22 protein-coding genes and 2 pseudogenes are annotated in these 16666 nt (G+C 65.5%); 14 read left to right on the top strand and 10 right to left on the bottom strand.

Features of this window, described 5'->3' with window-relative positions; translation table 11 throughout:
* The first annotated feature begins 16 nt into the window (after window positions 1–16).
* The 6 genes from ACP7AB_RS06020 (at window position 17) to ACP7AB_RS05995 (ending at window position 5112) form a co-directional block, all read left to right on the top strand.
* Entirely contained in the window at window positions 17–1078 is a 1062-nt protein-coding gene (locus tag ACP7AB_RS06020) for a S1/P1 Nuclease (RefSeq protein WP_425988454.1), read from the top strand.
* A gap of 63 nt (window positions 1079–1141) precedes the next feature.
* On the top strand, window positions 1142–1933 hold the full coding sequence (locus ACP7AB_RS06015) for an RNA methyltransferase (RefSeq protein ID WP_425988451.1): 792 nt from the start codon (window positions 1142–1144) through the stop codon (window positions 1931–1933).
* A 157-nt stretch (window positions 1934–2090) separates the two neighbouring features.
* Window positions 2091–3197 (top strand): S-(hydroxymethyl)glutathione dehydrogenase/class III alcohol dehydrogenase, encoded by a 1107-nt coding sequence (locus ACP7AB_RS06010; RefSeq protein WP_425988448.1) that lies wholly within the window; start codon window positions 2091–2093, stop codon window positions 3195–3197.
* A gap of 322 nt (window positions 3198–3519) precedes the next feature.
* The gene (locus ACP7AB_RS06005; protein ID WP_425988445.1) at window positions 3520–3903 is read left to right on the top strand and encodes a VOC family protein; all 384 of its coding nucleotides are present in this window, start codon (window positions 3520–3522) and stop codon (window positions 3901–3903) included.
* A 148-nt stretch (window positions 3904–4051) separates the two neighbouring features.
* Window positions 4052–4885, top strand: a complete 834-nt coding sequence (gene fghA, locus ACP7AB_RS06000) for an S-formylglutathione hydrolase (RefSeq protein ID WP_425988442.1) — start codon at window positions 4052–4054, stop codon at window positions 4883–4885.
* Entirely contained in the window at window positions 4882–5112 is a 231-nt protein-coding gene (locus ACP7AB_RS05995; protein WP_425988439.1) for a hypothetical protein, read from the top strand. The genes fghA and ACP7AB_RS05995 overlap by 4 nt, the downstream gene beginning before the upstream one ends.
* Here the strand turns inward: ACP7AB_RS05995 and ACP7AB_RS05990 are convergent.
* Window positions 5109–5351 carry a hypothetical protein gene (locus ACP7AB_RS05990; RefSeq protein WP_425988436.1) on the bottom strand — a complete coding sequence of 81 codons (243 nt, stop codon included), beginning with the start codon at window positions 5349–5351 and terminating at the stop codon, window positions 5109–5111. The two genes, ACP7AB_RS05995 and ACP7AB_RS05990, sit on opposite strands and share 4 nt — an antisense overlap.
* Window positions 5352–5852: 501 nt before the next feature.
* Here ACP7AB_RS05990 and ACP7AB_RS05985 point away from each other — a divergent pair.
* The 5 genes from ACP7AB_RS05985 to ACP7AB_RS05965 all read left to right on the top strand — a co-directional run bounded on the left by ACP7AB_RS05985 (window position 5853) and on the right by ACP7AB_RS05965 (window position 9466).
* The gene (locus ACP7AB_RS05985) at window positions 5853–6467 is read left to right on the top strand and encodes a superoxide dismutase (RefSeq protein WP_425988433.1); all 615 of its coding nucleotides are present in this window, start codon (window positions 5853–5855) and stop codon (window positions 6465–6467) included.
* Between the two features lie 114 nt (window positions 6468–6581).
* Window positions 6582–7508 carry an MBL fold metallo-hydrolase gene (locus ACP7AB_RS05980; protein ID WP_425988430.1) on the top strand — a complete coding sequence of 309 codons (927 nt, stop codon included), beginning with the start codon at window positions 6582–6584 and terminating at the stop codon, window positions 7506–7508.
* Window positions 7509–7658: 150 nt separating this feature from the next.
* Window positions 7659–8276, top strand: coding sequence for a 30S ribosomal protein S4 (gene rpsD / locus ACP7AB_RS05975; protein WP_425988427.1), 618 nt, complete (start codon window positions 7659–7661; stop codon window positions 8274–8276).
* Window positions 8277–8427: 151 nt separating this feature from the next.
* Window positions 8428–9009: a hypothetical protein gene (locus ACP7AB_RS05970; RefSeq protein WP_425988424.1), complete on the top strand. Its 582-nt coding sequence runs from the start codon at window positions 8428–8430 to the stop codon at window positions 9007–9009.
* A gap of 64 nt (window positions 9010–9073) precedes the next feature.
* Window positions 9074–9466, top strand: coding sequence for a hypothetical protein (locus ACP7AB_RS05965; protein WP_425988421.1), 393 nt, complete (start codon window positions 9074–9076; stop codon window positions 9464–9466).
* On the opposite strand, the gene ACP7AB_RS05960 is transcribed toward ACP7AB_RS05965, so the two are convergent.
* From ACP7AB_RS05960 to ACP7AB_RS05930, 7 genes and pseudogenes are all read right to left on the bottom strand, one after another.
* Entirely contained in the window at window positions 9463–10533 is a 1071-nt protein-coding gene (locus ACP7AB_RS05960; RefSeq protein WP_425988418.1) for a sensor histidine kinase, read from the bottom strand. The genes ACP7AB_RS05965 and ACP7AB_RS05960 overlap by 4 nt on opposite strands.
* A 219-nt stretch (window positions 10534–10752) precedes the next feature.
* Window positions 10753–11163, bottom strand: a complete 411-nt coding sequence (locus tag ACP7AB_RS05955; RefSeq protein WP_425988977.1) for an acyl-CoA thioesterase — start codon at window positions 11161–11163, stop codon at window positions 10753–10755.
* A gap of 19 nt (window positions 11164–11182) precedes the next feature.
* A complete protein-coding gene (gene grxD / locus ACP7AB_RS05950; RefSeq protein WP_303694035.1) occupies window positions 11183–11542 on the bottom strand; it encodes a Grx4 family monothiol glutaredoxin in 360 nt (119 codons plus the stop codon).
* 91 nt (window positions 11543–11633) lie between these two features.
* On the bottom strand, window positions 11634–12542 hold the full coding sequence (locus ACP7AB_RS05945) for an oxidoreductase (protein ID WP_425988414.1): 909 nt from the start codon (window positions 12540–12542) through the stop codon (window positions 11634–11636).
* A 6-nt stretch (window positions 12543–12548) separates the two neighbouring features.
* On the bottom strand, window positions 12549–12791 hold the full coding sequence (locus ACP7AB_RS05940) for a BolA family protein (protein ID WP_303694033.1): 243 nt from the start codon (window positions 12789–12791) through the stop codon (window positions 12549–12551).
* Window positions 12792–12897: 106 nt separating this feature from the next.
* The gene (locus tag ACP7AB_RS05935; RefSeq protein WP_425988410.1) at window positions 12898–13431 is read right to left on the bottom strand and encodes a GNAT family N-acetyltransferase; all 534 of its coding nucleotides are present in this window, start codon (window positions 13429–13431) and stop codon (window positions 12898–12900) included.
* Window positions 13428–13718 (bottom strand): annotated as a pseudogene (locus ACP7AB_RS05930) (JAB domain-containing protein); the annotation flags it as partial. The pseudogene ACP7AB_RS05930 and the gene ACP7AB_RS05935, both read right to left, overlap by 4 nt.
* Window positions 13719–13750: 32 nt before the next feature.
* Here ACP7AB_RS05930 and ACP7AB_RS05925 point away from each other — a divergent pair.
* The 3 genes from ACP7AB_RS05925 to ACP7AB_RS05915 all read left to right on the top strand — a co-directional run bounded on the left by ACP7AB_RS05925 (window position 13751) and on the right by ACP7AB_RS05915 (window position 16266).
* Window positions 13751–15466 (top strand): recombinase family protein, encoded by a 1716-nt coding sequence (locus tag ACP7AB_RS05925; protein WP_426046121.1) that lies wholly within the window; start codon window positions 13751–13753, stop codon window positions 15464–15466.
* A 193-nt stretch (window positions 15467–15659) separates the two neighbouring features.
* Window positions 15660–15998 carry a hypothetical protein gene (locus ACP7AB_RS05920; protein WP_426046120.1) on the top strand — a complete coding sequence of 113 codons (339 nt, stop codon included), beginning with the start codon at window positions 15660–15662 and terminating at the stop codon, window positions 15996–15998.
* Window positions 15999–16005: 7 nt separating this feature from the next.
* On the top strand, window positions 16006–16266 hold the full coding sequence (locus tag ACP7AB_RS05915; protein WP_426046119.1) for a hypothetical protein: 261 nt from the start codon (window positions 16006–16008) through the stop codon (window positions 16264–16266).
* Here the strand turns inward: ACP7AB_RS05915 and ACP7AB_RS05910 are convergent.
* Both ACP7AB_RS05910 and ACP7AB_RS05905 read right to left on the bottom strand, forming a co-directional pair.
* The gene (locus tag ACP7AB_RS05910) at window positions 16263–16436 is read right to left on the bottom strand and encodes a helix-turn-helix domain-containing protein (protein WP_426046118.1); all 174 of its coding nucleotides are present in this window, start codon (window positions 16434–16436) and stop codon (window positions 16263–16265) included. The two genes, ACP7AB_RS05915 and ACP7AB_RS05910, sit on opposite strands and share 4 nt — an antisense overlap.
* A 158-nt stretch (window positions 16437–16594) precedes the next feature.
* Window positions 16595–16666 (bottom strand): annotated as a pseudogene (locus ACP7AB_RS05905) (ATPase); the annotation flags it as partial.

The raw sequence follows: 16666 nt of genomic DNA, 5'->3' as shown, positions 1-16666 counted from the left end.
CAGCCGGAGCCCCGCCATGAAGCGTCCTTCCCTCAAGCATCTGGTCATCGTCGGCGTCGCCGCCCTGATCGTCGGAGCCGGCGGCGTCTTCACCGCCACCCGGGTCGACGCCTGGGGCGCGACCGGCCACCGCACCATCGGCGTCGCCGCCATGCGCGGCCTGTCCGACGAGCTGCCGGCCTTCCTGCGCAATCCGGGCGCCGTGGCCGAGGTCGGCGAACTGTCGCGCGAGCCCGACCGCACCAAGGGCGCCGGCCAGCCGCACGACCGCGAGCGCGACACGGCCCACTTCGTCGACCTGGACGACAACGGCCATGTCATGAACGCCTCGGGCCCGACCCTGTCGGAACTGCCCCAGCTGAAGAGCGAATACGACGCCCTGCTGGCCGCCTCGGGCATCGAGGTCAACGACGCCGGCTACTTGCCCTACGCCATCATGGACGGCTATCAGCAGCTGGCCCGCGACTTCGCCACCTGGCGCGTCCTGAACGCCGCCGAGGCCCGCGAGCTCGATCCCGGCAAGCGCGCCTGGTACCGCGAGGACCGGCTGCGTCGCGAGGCCCTGATCCTGCGCGACATCGGCTATCTGTCCCACTACGTCGGCGACGGCTCCCAGCCGCACCATATGTCGATCCACTACAATGGCTGGGGCGACTATCCGAACCCGGAGGGATTCACCAATGCGCGCAGCACCCACGGCGCGTTCGAGGGCGGGTTCATCCGTCGCAACATGCGGCTCGACGCGGTCGAGGCGGTCATGCCGACGCCGAACCTCGAGGGCTTCGACCTGCGGGCGCGCACCGCGACCTATCTGAATGCGACCCTGACCCAGGTCATTCCCTTCTACCGGCTGGAGAAGGCCGGCGCCTTCGCGGCGGATGCGGAAGGCGCGGTTCTGGCGCCGGGCGCCGGGTTTGCCACGGCGCGTCTGGCGGCGGGCGCGGCCGAACTACGCGACCTGATCACCCTGGCCTGGCGCGACGCGGGCACGCAGTCGATCGGCTGGCCGGCGGTCAAGGTGGCCGAGGTCGAGGCCGGCACGGCCGATCCGTGGCTGGCCATGATCGGCGAGGACTGATCGCTCCTCTATTCCGCTCATCCCCGCTTTCGCGAGGATGAGCGGGAGTTTAGGGGTGGCGCAATGATCCCTATCCCCCCCGTCGTCATCCTTGACCGGTCGCAGATGGCCGAGAACATCGGCGCGGTGGCGCGGGTGATGGCCAATTTCGGGCTCGACCGGCTGCGGCTGGTCAGCCCGCGGGACGGCTGGCCCCAGGACCGGGCCTGGCCCCTGGCCTCCGGGGCCGACTGGGTGCTGGACGGGGTCGAGGTGTTTGACAGCGTGGCCGCCGCCGTGGCCGACCTGACCACCGTCTTCGCCACCACCGCCCGCCCGCGCGAGACGCGCCAGCCGGTCCGCACGCCGCGCGAGGCCTCGCGCGTCCTGTATGATGACGCCGCCTCCGGCCTCGGCGTCGGCCTGCTGTTCGGCAGCGAACGGGCCGGGCTGGAGACCACCGACATCGCCCTGTGCCAGGGCATCGTCACCATCCCCATCGACCCCCGCCACCAGAGCCTGAACCTGGCCCAGGCCGTGGCCATCACCGCCTATGAGTGGCGCACCCTGGTCCTCGACGCCCCGCCGCCCAACTTCCGCGAGGGCGAGGCGCCGGCGTCCGGCGACCTTCAGCTCGGGATGTACGAACATCTGGAGCGCGAGCTCGAGGCGGCCGGCTTCTTCCATCCGCCGGAGAAGTTCCGCTCCATGAGCCAGAACCTGCGCGTCATGCTGGGCCGCTCGGCCTTCAGCGCGCAGGAGGTCGCGACCTTCCGGGGCGTGATAACCGCCCTGTCCAAGGGTAGAGGACGGGTCCTGGAACGTCTGGCGCGCGAACGAGCGGATCGACAGGCTGGCGCACGCGACGAAGACTGATATTCACACCGATCATCCCCGCGAAGGCGGGGACCCAGTGCTTTTGTGAGGCGCGGTGCGAGGGATGGCAGATCGCACACGGCCGTTGGCGGCCTTCGCCCACAGGACTGGGTCCCCGCCTTCGCGGGGATGATCGGAACTTTTGCTGGAGACTCCCATGAAAACCCGCGCCGCCGTCGCCTTCGAAGCCAAACGTCCGCTGGAGATCGTCGAGGTCGATCTGGAGGGGCCGCGCGCAGACGAGGTGCTGATCGAGATCAAGGCGACGGGCATCTGTCACACCGACGCCTATACGCTGGACGGACTCGACAGCGAGGGCATCTTCCCCTCGATCCTGGGCCATGAGGGCGCGGGCGTGGTGGTCGAGGTGGGGCCCGGCGTGACCAGTCTCGCGGTCGGGGATCACGTGATCCCGCTGTACACGCCCGAGTGTCGGCAATGTAAAAGCTGCCTCAGCCGCAAGACCAATCTGTGCACCGCCATCCGCGCGACCCAGGGCAAGGGCGTCATGCCCGACGGCACCTCGCGGTTCAGCTACAAGGGGCAGGCGATCGCCCACTATATGGGCTGTTCGACCTTTTCGAATTTCACGGTCCTGCCCGAGATTGCGGTGGCGAAGATCCGCAAGGACGCGCCGTTCGAAAGCGCCTGCTACGTCGGCTGCGGCGTGACCACGGGCGTCGGCGCAGTGGTCAACACGGCCAGGGTCGAGCCGGGCGCCAACGCCGTCGTCTTCGGCCTGGGCGGTATCGGGTTGAACGTCATCCAGGGCCTGAAGATGGTCGGGGCCGACATGATTGTCGGCGTCGACCTGAACCCCGCGAAAGAGGAGTGGGGCCGGCGCTTCGGCATGACTCATTTCGTCAACCCGAAAAACGTCAGCGACGTCGTCGCCCATCTGGTCGAGCTGACCGGCGGCGGGGCCGACTACACCTTCGACTGTACCGGCAACACCACGGTCATGCGCCAGGCGCTCGAGGCCTGCCACCGCGGCTGGGGCGAGAGCATCGTCATCGGCGTGGCCGAGGCGGGCAAGGAGATCTCGACCCGCCCCTTCCAGCTGGTCACCGGCCGGGTCTGGCGCGGCTCGGCCTTCGGCGGCGCGCGGGGCCGGACCGATACGCCCAGGATCGTCGACTGGTATATGGACGGCAAGATCGAGATCGACCCGATGATCACGCATACGCTGCCGCTGGAGCGGATCAACGAGGCCTTCGACCTGATGCACGCGGGGACCAGCATCCGCAGCGTGGTGGTGTTTTAGGACGCCCGGCGTTTGTCATCCCGGAAGCCGCAAAGCGGCTATCCGGGACGGGCCGTTGAGGTTGCCCCTTGGTCCGGTCGCCGCTTGGGCGAACCGGACCCAGCGTTGATCGGGAACACCTCTGATGCGTCTGCCCTTCTCCCGGTCCAGCCTCTGGCTGACCGGGAGAAGATGAGGGTGGGTGCGTTCCGTCCCGGATAGCCGCTGCGCGGCTTCCGGGATGACAAGGTTTTGAGGAATAGACGCTGCTCGGCTTTCGGGATGACAAGGTCGTCGAAACCGGGTTAGTCTCTAAAAGAAACGTACAAGCAGGAGGAAAGCCATGTTCACCCATATGACCGTCGGCGCGAACGACATCGAGGCGTCGCGCCAATTCTATGATGCGGCGCTCGGGGCGCTGGGGATCGACGCGGCCAGTGGACCGGACGCCAAGGGCCGCTACTGGTGGCGCACGCCGCGCGGGGCCTTTGCGGTCTGCAAGCCGATCGACGGCGAGGCGGCCTGTCATGCCAACGGCGGCACCATCGGGTTTGCGGCGAAGGATATGGAGGCGGTCGCCGCCTTCCATGCCGCCGGGATCGCGGCCGGCGGGACGGCCATCGAGGACCCGCCCGGCCCGCGCGAAGGGCCGTTCGGCACGCTGAACCTGGCCTATCTGCGCGACCCTTCGGGCAACAAGATCTGCGCCATGCACCGGGCCGGCTGATTTTCTTTTCCGTGCATCCCCGCGAAGGCGGGGACCCAGTGCTTTCGTGAGGCACGGTGCGTGGGATGGGGGTCAAGTGACAACAAGGGCCTCGTCTATCGCCCAGAGAACTGGGTCCCCGCTTTCGCGGGGATGAGCGGAGTTTGAGATGGACGTCACAAAACAGCATCAGGTCCACGGCGGCGCGCTGCATTACCTGCGTCACGACAGCGCCGTGACCGGCACGCCCATGACCCTGTCGGTCTTCGTTCCAGCCGGCGACGGCCCGTTCCCGGTGCTGATCTGGCTGTCGGGTCTGACCTGCACCGAGGACAATTTCACCACCAAGGCCGGAGCCTACGCCTCCGCCGCAGAACATGGCTTGATCATCGTCGCGCCCGACACCTCGCCGCGCGGAGAGGGTGTTGCCGACGACCCGGCCTATGACCTGGGCCAGGGCGCGGGCTTCTATCTCGATGCGACGCAACCGCCCTGGGCGCCCCATTTCCGCATGGAGACCTATGTCGTAGAGGAACTGATCGTCCTGATCGACGTCGAGTTTCCGACGACGGGCACGCGGGCGATCAGCGGCCATTCGATGGGCGGACACGGAGCGCTGACCCTGGCGCTGCGTCACCCGGAGCTGTTCCGGTCCGTCTCGGCCTTCGCACCCATTTCGTCGCCGACGCGATGCCCGTGGGGCGAGAAGGCGTTCACCGCCTATCTGGGCGAAGACCGAGCCGAATGGGCCAAACACGACGCCGCTCTTCTGATCGAGGCCGGCGCCGCGCGCGGACATTTCGACGACATCCTGATCGACCAGGGTGACGCCGACCCCTTCCTGGTCGAACAGCTGAAGCCCGAGTTGCTGACTGCCGCGGGTGAGGCGGCGGGGCAGGCGATCACCCTGCGGATGCAGCCCGGCTACGACCACTCCTATTTCTTTATGGCCAGCTTCATCGCCGACCATGTCGCCTTCCATGCGGAAAGACTGAAACGATGACCGACGCGACCTATGACGACCTGTTCGCCGCCCTGTGCAACGAACTGGGCCACTGCCTGCACGAGAAGGGGCAGAAGAAGGTGATCGCCGCCCTGCCGTCGGGGCTCGATGCGGCGGTGAAGGTGGTGCTGGAGGCCGACGGGGTCGATTTCCTCAACGCGCCGGGCAGCCTGAAGCGGGCGGTGCGCGACTGCCTGAAGGCCAACCTGCCGGCGGACGCCGTCTAGAACGGAAAGGGCGTGAGCGCGCGGGAGCAGAGACGTTCTTCGACCCGATCATGGATCTTGCACCGCAGCTGGCGCCGGTTCCGCAGCGTATCGTGCAGTGCGTCGGCGACGCACAGGATCTGGTCGTCGGCCATGAATTCGGCCGCGTAGAGAAGTTCATGTTGCAGGGCGTCAAGCGCGTGCTGGCTGAGTTTCGGCGGGGCGCAGGCGGGCGGGTCGCAGGCGAATGTCTGTCCCATCGGATGACCTCTCCTTCCGCACCTATCAAGGGTCGCAGGCAAGAGCGGTTCCCCGGAAAGATGCTTAAGCGATAGCCAAGGCGCAGGGAGCGGTGGCGACGCTGTGGCCCAGGCACGGCCGCAGGCCAAGTCGTTCGGCCGGCGGCGTCGGAGGCTCGGGGTCCGCCGCGGGCCCGTTCTCTGTATCGGTATCAGTTGTGCGAGGCTTCTTGTCGAACATCGCAAGACAAGATGCGATCGCGGTGAGAAATTTGACGCCATTCATGGACATCGGGGCGATTTTTCGTTCGTCGTCCTCTTTCGAGTTTGGATAAAAGATGAGATTTACCTCCCGGGAGATGCCCGTTCGGAAGAACAACTGGTGAGGAATACCATTGTTCCGTCTTTTGTTTCCGGCATCGTGCGCAGAAAGGCTGTTTTTCTCTGCCCAAGCCTTTGGTGGCGGACACCGGACGCCTACATGCGCGTTACGCCTTCATCGAAAACAAGGAGCCTCTCCCCATGGCCTTCACCCTGCCGCCGCTGCCCTACGCCTATGATGCGCTGGAGCCCGCCATCGACTCCGAGACGATGACCTTCCACCACGACAAGCATCACCAGGCCTATGTCGACAACCTGAACAAGGCCGTCGACGCCGATGCGACCCTGCAGGGCAGGTCGCTGGAAGATCTGTTCGCCTCGATCTCGACCGCGCCCAAGGCCGTGCGCAACAACGGCGGCGGTCACTGGAACCACGCCCTGTTCTGGGAACTGCTGGCACCCGTCGGTCAGGGCGGCGAACCCTCGGCCGAGCTGACCGCCGCGATCGACCGCGACCTGGGCGGGCTCGACAAGTTCAAGGAAGACTTCAACGCCGCCGGCGCCGGCCAGTTCGGCTCGGGCTGGGCCTGGCTGATCGTGCAGGACGGCAAGCTGAAGGTCACGTCCACGCCGAACCAGGACAACCCGTTGATGGACGTCGCCGAACAGAGGGGCGCCGTCGTCCTGGGCGCCGACGTCTGGGAACACGCCTACTATCTGAAATACCAGAACCGTCGTCCGGAATACCTCAAGGCCTTCTGGACCGTGGTGAACTGGAACAAGGCCAACGCCCTGTTCGCGGCCGCCACGGCCTGATCTGGCAGTTCTGCAACAGGCAGCGGGCCGTGAAAAAGCTTCACGGTTCGCCGTCTGGCGCCTTGCGCGCGCCGACCTATCTGAGCTGAGCCGTTCGCTCGCCCCGAGGACATCATGACCGCCCAGTTCAAGCTCGCCGCCGCCCTGATCCTGTCGGGCCTGATCGTCGCCGGGTGCCAGAAGCCCGCCGAGAAGGCCGATGCTCCGGCCGCACCGGCTGCGCAGCCGGTCGCCAGTGTCGACGTCTATCCCTTCGCCATCGGCACGCTGCAGGCGGTCGCGCTGAAGGATGGCGACCTGACGCTGGACAACGCGGCCGGCTCCAGCCCCTGGAGCGACACGGCCGGTGTCGCCGAAGCGTTGCGTCCGACGGGCGATGTGAAGATCCATCTGTCGATCCAGCCGCTGCTGATCCGTGGCGACGACAAGGTCGTGCTGATCGACACGGGCGCGGGCGGCGGGATGGGCACGGCCAACAAGCTGCCGGCCTCGCTGGCGGCGGCCGGGGTCCAGCCGGCCCAGGTGACCGACATCCTGATCTCGCACGGCCACGGCGACCACGTGGGCGGCCTCGTGCAGAACGGCGCCCTCGCCTTCCCGAGCGCCACGATCCGCATGAGCGCCGCCGAATGGACCGCGCTGCAGGCCGACGCCGAACTGGCCGCCCTGATCCCGATCATCACGCCCAGGGTCGAGACCTTCGAGCCCGGCGCCCAGGTGACGCCCTCGATCACGGCCGTCGCCCTGCAGGGCCACACGGCCGGCCACACAGGCTACGAGATCGTCTCCGGCCAGGACCGGCTGCTGTATCTGGGCGACGCCCTGCACAGTTCGATCATCTCGGTCGAGCGGCCCGAGTATGTGAACCAGTGGGACTTCGATTCCGACGCCGCCATCGCGACACGGCTGGCGGTGCTGGGGCGGGGGGCGACGCAGTCCCTGCGCGTCTATGGCGTCCACTTCCCCTACCCGGGCCTGGGCAAGTTCCAGCGCCGGGCGGACGGCTTTATCTGGGTTCCGGAAACGGCGGCCCAGCCTTGACTCGATAGGGTGGGGAACGCATAAGCCGCCCCTTCACGCGCCTGACCCTGGTCCGGCGCGCGAATTCACTACGGACGATGCGTGGACCGCCGTTGAGATCGTCCCTCCATTCGGGGAGGGGCCGGGCCGCATCATTTTGAAGAGAACAGAATGTCGAAGCGCCATAGCGCCAAGTATAAAATCGATCGGGCCATGGGTGAGAACCTGTGGGGCCGCGCCAAGTCGCCGGTCAACAAGCGTTCCTACGGTCCCGGCCAGCACGGCCAGCGCCGCAAGTCCAAGGTTTCCGACTTCGGCCTGCAGCTGAAGGCCAAGCAGAAGCTCAAGGGCTACTACGCCAACCTGACGGAAAAGCAGTTCCGCAAGACCTATGACGAGGCTGCTCGCCGTAAGGGCAACACCTCGGAAATCCTGATCGGCCTGCTGGAGGCCCGTCTGGACGCCACGGTCTATCGCGCCAAATTCGTGCCGACCCCCTGGGCCGCCCGTCAGTTCGTCAACCACGGCCACGTCACCGTCAACGGCAAGAAGGTGAATATCGCCTCCTACCGCCTGCGCGTCGGCGACATCGTCGAGGTCAAGGAAAAGTCCCGCAACATGGCGCTGGTGCTCGAAGCCCAACAGTCCGGCGAGCGCGACATCCCCGACTACCTGGAACTGGGCGACCGTGGTTTCTCGGTCCGCTTCGTCCGCTTCCCCGAACTGGCCGACGTGCCGTTCGCGGTGAAGATGGAGCCGAACCTGGTGGTCGAATACTACAGCTCGTAAGGCTTCGCCTTCCGCGCATTCCTTTTGGGCTACCGCGCGTTCGCGCTGCTTGAGCCAGAAGACTTTGAAGGCCCCGGAGAAATCCGGGGCCTTTTTCGTTCGCGCCGGACGTGTAAGGCTGGACCAGTCTTGAATAGTGCCCGGTGCTTCCATGCCCCTGCTCTCGCTCCTGATCCCTCTCGCGCTCGGCCAGGAGGCGACGTCGGATCCTCTGGCTCAGGTGATGAACGCGCAGGCGCAGACCTATTCGATGACAAGACCGTCGCCGGGCATCCATTTTTCGCCTCGGGCCGCGGCCGCCTATGCGATGGACTCAGGGTGCGTGCCCGCCGTGATGACGGGCAGGCCGGCAATCGAGTTCTTCCACACCGCAGCCTCCCGCCGAGGTGTCGATGAGGACGGGCGCTACACGGTCTCGGTTCAGGTCCACCTGAAGCAAGAGGCCAACGGCGCCTGCACCGTGACCTCGACCGCCGGCGAGCCGGAGCAACTCCGCGAGGCGGTGTTGAGCGCCCTGGACGATCTGGGTGCGGTTCGCACCGTTGGCGCCGATACGGGGGCCTATTCGCTCGATTCCATCGGATCGTTCCGACAGGAGTTGCACTGTCTGACCCTGAACGATCAGGCCTTGTTCCTGGTCCTTTCGACGTCGTCGGCGCGCAATCGGCCAAGGCTTCAGGCCAGCCTGGGTCGGGATGTCGAGGTCAGCTGTCCCCGCCGATCCGACTCCTGATATTTGAAGGTGCGCGGAATCGCGATTTGAGCGATACTCTCCGGACGGATCCGGGACCAAGGGCATGAAGAGAACGATCGTCATCGTGGCGGGCGGCCTGGCGGTGATGCTGGCGCTGAGCGGTTGCGCCCTGTTCCGTCAGGATACCCCAACGCGCACGGCCGCCATGCCGGGCCAGATCGAGCCGATCCATGCCGCCGCCATCACGCGCGACCTCGCCGTCTTCTGGGTCAGCTCGAACGGCTGCACCGACAAGTCGGACCTGCGGCCGGTCGTGGATCACATGGGCGCCGACTCGACCATCACCCTGCGCCGGATCGAACAGGATGACTGCAAGACCCCGATGGCCGACGGCGTCGAGGTCATCTGGTCGTTCGAGGAACTGGGACTGACCCCCGGCTCGCGCGTGTCGGTCAACAACCCCTATCAACTGCCGTCGACGATTCCGACGACCTAGGCGGCGCCGCTGCTGGCCGCCAGCGAGGGGGTCTCGACGGCCGCGAGCTGGCTGTGGATCACCGAGATGACGACGCCGTGGCCCGGGCTTTCCACCTGGATGCGAGCCTGAAGCTGCTTCGCCAGGGCCTCGACGATGCTGGTGCCCAGGCCGGGCATTGCGCTCGCCGCGTCCTTGGGCATGCCCACGCCGTCGTCGCGAACCGTGAGGGTCCAGTTCAGCCCGTGGCTGCTGTAGCCCACCACGATCTTGCCGGAGCGGCCGCCGGGGAAGGCGTGCTTCAGGGCGTTGATCACCAGTTCCGTCACGATCAGACCCAGGCTGACCGAAACGTCTGCACTGGTCGAGCTGTCGTCTGCCTCGACCCGCAGCGACACACGCGTCGGGTCGTGGATCATCGACGCGCCGATGCTCTTGCACAGCTGGGTGAAATAGGGGGCCAGCTCGACCTCGCCGAGACGTGACGTCGCCAACTGCTGCTGCAGGGCGGCGACCGACATGACGCGGCTGTGCGCATCCGTCAGCTGGACGCGGGTCTCGTCGGAGTTGGTCTTCCTGGCGCTCTGAAGGATGACGCTGGCGATGATCTGCAGGCTGTTGGCGACCCGGTGCTGCAGTTCCTGCAACAGGATGGCCTTTTCGCGCAGCAGGTCGTCCTTTTGCTTTTCGCCCTCGCGGGCTGCGGTGACGTCTTCGACTGTCAGCAGCAGCCTGACCGGCTGACCGTCTGCAAGCGCCAGCCGCCGGGCGTTGATGACCAGCTTGCGCACGCCTTGGCGCGAATCCTTCAGGTCCATCTCATAGGCCTCAATGGCAGCATCGCCTGCGGCCGTCGCCTCCAGCAGCACACGAAGCTGAGGCTTGTTCCACTCGCCCGTCCCGGCCTCGCCAAGGAAGCGGCCGACAACCCGGGCCGGATCGACGTCGAAAGCCCGGCAGAACGATTCGCTGGCGGCGATCACAATCAGCGACTGGTCCAGAAGCAGCAGGGGCGCCGCAGAGGACTCCACCACAGCAAGCGCGAGGCTGAACGGACCGTCGGGATGCAGGGGCGGGTGGGCAGCCACGGCTGACCCTTCAGGTGATCCGGAGGCTCGCGAAGCGAAAGCCATACCCGACAGAGAAATGCGGAGCAGGACGGCAGCCGGTTTTCTGAAACAGGCCGACGTCGTGTTGAAACCTATTGCGCGCGCGCGTGTTTCACGCAACGGAAAAACTTCAGATCCATAAGAGTCCGGATCCTGAATAAGGTAAAGCTTGAGAAGTGTATTGGTTGCCGCCAGCCGTCAGCGGCGCTCGAAGGTCGGCAGCATGTCCGCGGGGATGCGTGTCGGCCGCATCGTAGTGGCATCGACCAGACACCATTCCGAAACGCCCTGGGCGCACAGCCGGCCCTCGCCGTCCTCGATGCGGACATGGCGGGCGAAGCGCGGACCTTGCGGATCGCCGACCCAGGTGCGGGCCACGGCCGTGTCGTCGGGCATCAGGGGACGCAGATAATCGATCTCGTGCCTCAGGGCGACCCACGACCATTTCGCCCGCGTCGCCTCATCGAAGTGGGCGTTCCAGTGGGCCGTGCCTGCCTCCTGCAGCCAGCCGACGTAGACGACGTTGTTGACGTGGCCGTTGTCGTCGATGTGCTCGGGACGGATCTCCAGCGGGACCTCGAAGACCTCGCGGTCCTCGCGCGGGGTCAGGGTCGGGCGGGCCAGGACCTTACGCCTCGCCGAGAGGAACGCCCTTTTCGACCATCAGGGCGGTCAGTTCGCCGGCCTGGAACATCTCGCGCACGATGTCCGACCCGCCGACGAATTCGCCCTTCACATAGAGCTGGGGAATGGTCGGCCAGTCGGTGAAGGCCTTGATGCCGTCGCGCAGGCCGTCGTCCTGAAGCACATCGACGCCGACGAAAGGCGCGCCGACATGGTCGAGGATCTGGACAGCCAGCGAGGAGAAGCCGCAACGCGGGCTGTCGGGCGTACCCTTCATGAACAGGACGACGTCGTTCTGGGCCACGGTCCGGGCGATGAAGGCGTGGGCCGGATCGGCGGCGGTATCGAGGGCTTGTTCGGACACAGGGAGACGCCTTTCGTTGAAGGCGTCAGCTAGGGATGGCGGGGGCGCCGGTCAAGGGACGCGAGCACAAGCCTGCGTGTCCAGACGGATATCAGGCGGCGACTCTAGCCATCTCGATCTGGGCCGCGAGGCCAGGCGGCATGTCGCGCTCGGGCACGGCGGCGAGGGCGTTCAGGCGTTCGGCATCCCGGGCGGTGATCAGGACGCTGGAGATCGCCGGGTCGGTCATGGCGTGGGCGAGGCAAATGGCCTCCGCCGTCCAGTGCGGCGTGCGATGCAGGAAGGCGAAGGTGCCGGCATGGGCCAGTGGGTCATCCTTCGCCTTCGAGCCGCCGCCAAAGCCGAACAGGCCCTTCTTGGGCTGATGCACGGTCGCGGCCTTCTTCTCCGTGTCGAGTTCGGCGGGGAAATAATCATAGGCCAGGATGGCCATGTCCTGTTCGCGCGCGGCGCGGAGGCGGGAGCGGATCTTCCAGTCGACGTTGACGTGGAAGGGGGTGCCCAGCACGTCGAAGGCGCCGGTCGAGACATAGGCGTCCATCACCTCGCCGGAACCCGAAACGCCCAGGTAGCGAACCCGCTCGGTGGCGCGCAGAGCCTTCAGGGCGTTCAGCGAGCTCTGCGGCAGCTCGTCCTCGCCGGGTTCCTCCAGCAGGGCGACGTCGATCCAGCCGAGGCCGGAGACATGCAGGCAGCGGTCGATGGCGCCGGTCATGCCCTCGGCGGAGAAGTCGCGCTGCGACCCCCGGCGGCCGTCGCCGGCGCCGAGTTCCAGGCTGACGTTCAGCAGCTTGCGCTCGACGCTGGCCAGGGCCTGGCCGACCACTTCGGCGAGCACCGGATCGGCCGTCTCCAGCCGGTAGGAGTTGATGCCCGCCTCCAGCGCCGAGAAGATCAGGTCGTTGGCGGCGTTCACGCCGCGCGACAGGCTGTCGACGCCGAGATTGAGCGTCAGGGTCGAGATGGCGGCGCCCGATGCGCCGAAGGGGCGATAGCGCATGGCGGATCAGCCTGTCGTGGAAGGGGCGGAGGTTTCGAGCGCGAGGGCGTGGAGTTCGCCGCCCATATGGCCCTTGAGCGCGGCATAGACGAGCTGGTGCTGTTTCACGCGCGGCAGGCCGGCGAAGGCGGTCGAGACAATGCGCGCCTTGTAGTGGTCGCCGTCGCCGGCGAGGTCGTCGATCACGATCTCGGCGTCGGGGAACGCCTCGATCAGATAGGCATGGAGGGTTTCGACGGGCATGGGCATGGCGGCGACAATGCCCCGTAAACCTTAATGTGAGGCTACGGTCCTGTCGGGCTATCGCGCGGTCGCGCTACCTGGGCCCATTCTGGCTGGCTATCGCGCGGTCGCGCTACTTGAGCCCGGACGGACTGATCCGTTCCAGCAGGATCGTCGGCTCGCCGCGATAGACGCCGTCGGCATAGCGGACGTAGCCGGCGCGGCCCGCGAGGCGCAGGGACGACAGGTTGCCTGGGCCGATCATGCAGACGGTGCGCGGCGCCTTCAGCACCGCGTCCGCCCACGCGAGCGCGGCGGACACACCCTCGCCGGCCAGACCCTGACCCTGAAACGCCCCGCCGATGCCCCAGCCCAGCTCGGGCGCCTCCATCGGCGGGACCACGTCGCGATGGTAGTCCAGCACCCCGACCGAACCGACGTAGGCGCCGGTCTCCGTCAGCCGCATCGACCAGTTGCCGCGCCCCAGCGCCGACCAGTGGCCGAGATCGCGCAGCAGACGGAACCACACCTCCTCCGGCGACAGGTCCCGTCCGGTGATGTGCCGGGTGAAGGCCTGGTCCCGCCACAGCATCACGAGATCGTCGTAGTCGTTCAGGCCGACGGGCGTCAGGGTCAGGCGCGGCGTGGTGAGAACGGGTGCGGTCACATCAGTCCCAGTTGCTTGAAGCTGGCCACGCCCTCGCGGCCGACGATCAGATGATCATGGACCTCGACGGAGAGGGCCTTCGCCGCCTCGATGATCTGTCTGGTTATGTCGATGTCGGCGCGGCTGGGGGTCGGGTCGCCGGACGGATGATTGTGGACCAGGATCATGGCGGCGGCGCTGACCTCCAGCCCCCGCCGGACCACCTCGCGCGGATAGACCGGGGCATGGTCGACCGTGCCACGGTTCTGGATCTCGTCGAGGATCAGCTGGTTCTTCTTGTCCAAGTAGTGATCGTTCTACAAAAACGGTATGAGGGGTCATGAACGCGATCATATATCGCCGCTTTTCCTCGGATGAACAGGAGAAGGGTTCGAGTGATACCCTGGCACGCCAACAGGAACGATGTGAGGCGTTAGCCGTCGCTCGTGGCTGGAAAGTTGCCGAAACAATCACAGACCGGGGGCTGTCGGCATTCAAAGGCGAGCACCTGCGTCCTGAGGCTGGGCTTGGCCAGTTTCTGGAAAGACTTAGGCGTGGTGAGTTCGAACCGGGCACGGTGCTGGTTGCCGACAACCTTTCGCGACTGTCCCGCCGCCCCGTCGATGAGGCCATGGCGTGGATTTACGAGGTCACAAGGGCGGGTGTGCAGATCGCCATAGCGGACACACAGGAAGTCTTCCAAGCCAACCCGAGCATGGGCGACTTCCTCGCCACCTCGATCAAAGCGGCGTTCAGCCACGAAGATTCCCGCCGCAAGTCTGACATGACCCGAGCGTCCAAGGCCCGCCTCTGGAAACTGGCCGAGAGGAAGGAGGGACGATGGACCAACCTCGCGGGCCGGTTGCCCGGTTGGCTGAAACGCACGCCGGGATGTGACGGCTGGCTGGTCAACGAGGAACGCGCAAAAATCGTGTTCCGAATCTACCGTCAGTCAGCAGACGGGATTGGTGCCGTCACCATAACTCGAATGCTCAATGACGACGGGATCGAGCCATTTGGTGAAGATGGAAGGCACATAGCTGGCAAACGCCAGTGGGGCAGATCGCACGTTCGGCAGCTTCTCGTCAGTGCCATCGTCGAGGGAGACTACCGACCGAGAGCAGGTATGTTCGCTGGGCAGGTCATTCACGGGTTCTTTCCCCGCATCGTGGATGCCGACATCATTGCACAAGCCAGAGCCTCTCTTATGGGTCGCAAGAAGGTCCGAGGCGAAGGCACCAAGGCCGGGACTTCAAACCTGTTCGCTGGCGTGACCAAGTGCGGGGAGTGTGGACGAAAAGCCTTCCTTTCCACCTCTGTGCAGAAGGGCAAGGCTTACCCCTATATCCGCTGTGAGGGCGTGTCTGAGGGCCGATGCGACAACCGTAACGGCTATGCCTACCGGGCCTTTGAAGCGACGGCTCTCGATCTACTGCTGGACCTTGCTCTTGATGATCGCTTCTTCGAATCGAGAGGCGAGCTTGGTAAGGCGCGGACGCGAAAGGCGGAGATCGAAAAGGCACTGGCAGACCGCCGCGCCTTCAAACTCAATCTCCTTCGCAGTTTCATCACGCCCGACCCGGAAGTTGCCGTCGTCATTCAAGAAGTGACGGCCGACATCGATCGGATGATTGAGGAGTTGGACGACGTGGAACAGGCGATCCAGACCGCCTCTGGAAAGGTCGCCGATGTAGAACATGTCCGACGTATCGGCGATATTCGCGAGGCGGCTAACTCGGAAGTGGAGGCGGTTCGACTCCAGGCCAGGGCGAAGCTGGGTCGCGCTATGCGGGCCATCGTCGAGACGGTCGAGATTAAGCGTGATGGAGAAGGTGAAAAGTGGTTCGAGGTTGTCCTCGTGGGCGGCTTGATGATGATTGGGATCAACACGAAAGGACAGGTCATCGCTCAGTTTGAAGAGTTGTTTGGCATGCCGCTTTGGTCAATTCTGCCCGCCGATGTCCAAGAAATGTTCGCCCCCCTGATCCGACGATTGGAGATAAAGCGGGCCAATCGTTCGTTGAACGCGACCACACGGCCACCAAGGGTGCACTAACGCGCTCAGGCCCGCCAGATGATCGGCGAGGGCGAGGGCGAGGGTGGGATCGAGGACGCCACCGAGCGGACTAGGTTTCGATGTTTTGGTCGATAGTTAGGCGCGGCGATCCGAGCCGTGTTCAACGGTCGTTTTGCGCAGTGGCTGTCGATAGATATGGACGCAGAAGGTGCGGCTCTGAGATCATAGCTTTATGACCCATTCCAACTCTATCGCCCATGGCAACGCCTACGATCTTTACGTTGCCGCTGGTCGTCTCCTCCAGAGCCCCATCTTCCTTCAGTGCAGGGAATACTGGCACGCGCCGCCATACGGACTTGACTACGCGCAGACGTGGTTGGCCGACGGTCCTTCCGGGCGTTGGACCGCCGTCTATCAGGGGTATTATTTGGGCGTCGCGTTCGAGGATGAGGCCGACGCAGTCATGTTTACGCTGCGCTGGGGCGACACGATCGATATCCTGGAGCTTGGCCCCGAGTGTCTGACGGATGTCAGGTCGCCATCGTGGTTTGATGCAAACGTTACCCCCTGATCTCCGCGTGTCCACGAGTCACGCTTTCACGATCCTGGGCTATCAGACGCCCGCTCAAGCCAAGGCATGGTTCGCTGGTAAACGCGGCCTGTTCGACGACGTCGAGGCCTGGTTGCAAGAGACTATGCCCGACCGTTTTCGTGCAGATCGCGAATCCTTCCCGGGGATTTTCCAAGTCGAGGTCGATGACGAGGTCGATGCCGTATTGATCAAGTTGGCTTGGGGCGACCATCTGGCGGCGGAAGGTGATCCGCCCTGGATCGTTTAGGCCCGGGCCGCCTGATCGGCCATTGCCCGTTTGACCCGTTGAACCGTGGCGGTGGAGAAGCCGGTAGCTTTGGCGATCACCCGGATGGACTGGCCCTGTCCGAGGCGGGTCCGGACCTTGTCTAGCGCGATCGGAGGGATGGCGGGACGGCCAAGTCGAACGCCTGTCAATCGGCGTCCAAAAGGGACCCCCTATAGGCGTGCAATAGGGACCCCCTTTTGGTGTTCTGGATGGACGTCACGAGCGCACCGCTTGCGAGGGTTGGGGCGTAGGGAGGGCGTAGCCCGACTGGAGGCTCAACCCTCGCTTGGCGTTCTTCCTGGTAGGGTCAGCTGCGGTGTTTGAAGCGCCAGCTGTCGTTGCCGGTCTCGACGATGTCGCAGTGGTGAGTGATGCGGTC

The sequence above is a fragment of the Brevundimonas sp. TWP3-1-2b1 genome (assembly GCF_049896165.1).
In the GTDB taxonomy this organism is placed as follows: Bacteria; Pseudomonadota; Alphaproteobacteria; order Caulobacterales; family Caulobacteraceae; genus Brevundimonas; species Brevundimonas subvibrioides_B.
Note: the sequence above shows the minus strand (reverse complement) of the source record. Positions and strands in the feature narration are given on the sequence as shown.

What these genes read in the sequence shown, in the direction of transcription:
- ACP7AB_RS05920 (WP_426046120.1), top strand. Translation starts at nt 15,660, where the DNA reads ATGACCCATTCCAACTCTATCGCCCATGGCAACGCCTACGATCTTTAC.
- ACP7AB_RS06020 (WP_425988454.1), top strand. Translation starts at nt 17, where the DNA reads ATGAAGCGTCCTTCCCTCAAGCATCTGGTCATCGTCGGCGTCGCCGCC.
- ACP7AB_RS05925 (WP_426046121.1), top strand. Translation starts at nt 13,751, where the DNA reads ATGAACGCGATCATATATCGCCGCTTTTCCTCGGATGAACAGGAGAAG.
- ACP7AB_RS05970 (WP_425988424.1), top strand. Translation starts at nt 8,428, where the DNA reads ATGCCCCTGCTCTCGCTCCTGATCCCTCTCGCGCTCGGCCAGGAGGCG.
- ACP7AB_RS05965 (WP_425988421.1), top strand. Translation starts at nt 9,074, where the DNA reads ATGAAGAGAACGATCGTCATCGTGGCGGGCGGCCTGGCGGTGATGCTG.
- ACP7AB_RS06015 (WP_425988451.1), top strand. Translation starts at nt 1,142, where the DNA reads ATGATCCCTATCCCCCCCGTCGTCATCCTTGACCGGTCGCAGATGGCC.
- fghA (WP_425988442.1), top strand. Translation starts at nt 4,052, where the DNA reads ATGGACGTCACAAAACAGCATCAGGTCCACGGCGGCGCGCTGCATTAC.
- ACP7AB_RS05985 (WP_425988433.1), top strand. Translation starts at nt 5,853, where the DNA reads ATGGCCTTCACCCTGCCGCCGCTGCCCTACGCCTATGATGCGCTGGAG.
- ACP7AB_RS05945 (WP_425988414.1), bottom strand. Translation starts at nt 12,542, where the DNA reads ATGCGCTATCGCCCCTTCGGCGCATCGGGCGCCGCCATCTCGACCCTG.
- ACP7AB_RS05995 (WP_425988439.1), top strand. Translation starts at nt 4,882, where the DNA reads ATGACCGACGCGACCTATGACGACCTGTTCGCCGCCCTGTGCAACGAA.
- ACP7AB_RS05980 (WP_425988430.1), top strand. Translation starts at nt 6,582, where the DNA reads ATGACCGCCCAGTTCAAGCTCGCCGCCGCCCTGATCCTGTCGGGCCTG.
- rpsD (WP_425988427.1), top strand. Translation starts at nt 7,659, where the DNA reads ATGTCGAAGCGCCATAGCGCCAAGTATAAAATCGATCGGGCCATGGGT.
- ACP7AB_RS06010 (WP_425988448.1), top strand. Translation starts at nt 2,091, where the DNA reads ATGAAAACCCGCGCCGCCGTCGCCTTCGAAGCCAAACGTCCGCTGGAG.
- ACP7AB_RS05940 (WP_303694033.1), bottom strand. Translation starts at nt 12,791, where the DNA reads ATGCCCATGCCCGTCGAAACCCTCCATGCCTATCTGATCGAGGCGTTC.
- ACP7AB_RS06005 (WP_425988445.1), top strand. Translation starts at nt 3,520, where the DNA reads ATGTTCACCCATATGACCGTCGGCGCGAACGACATCGAGGCGTCGCGC.
- ACP7AB_RS05990 (WP_425988436.1), bottom strand. Translation starts at nt 5,351, where the DNA reads ATGGGACAGACATTCGCCTGCGACCCGCCCGCCTGCGCCCCGCCGAAA.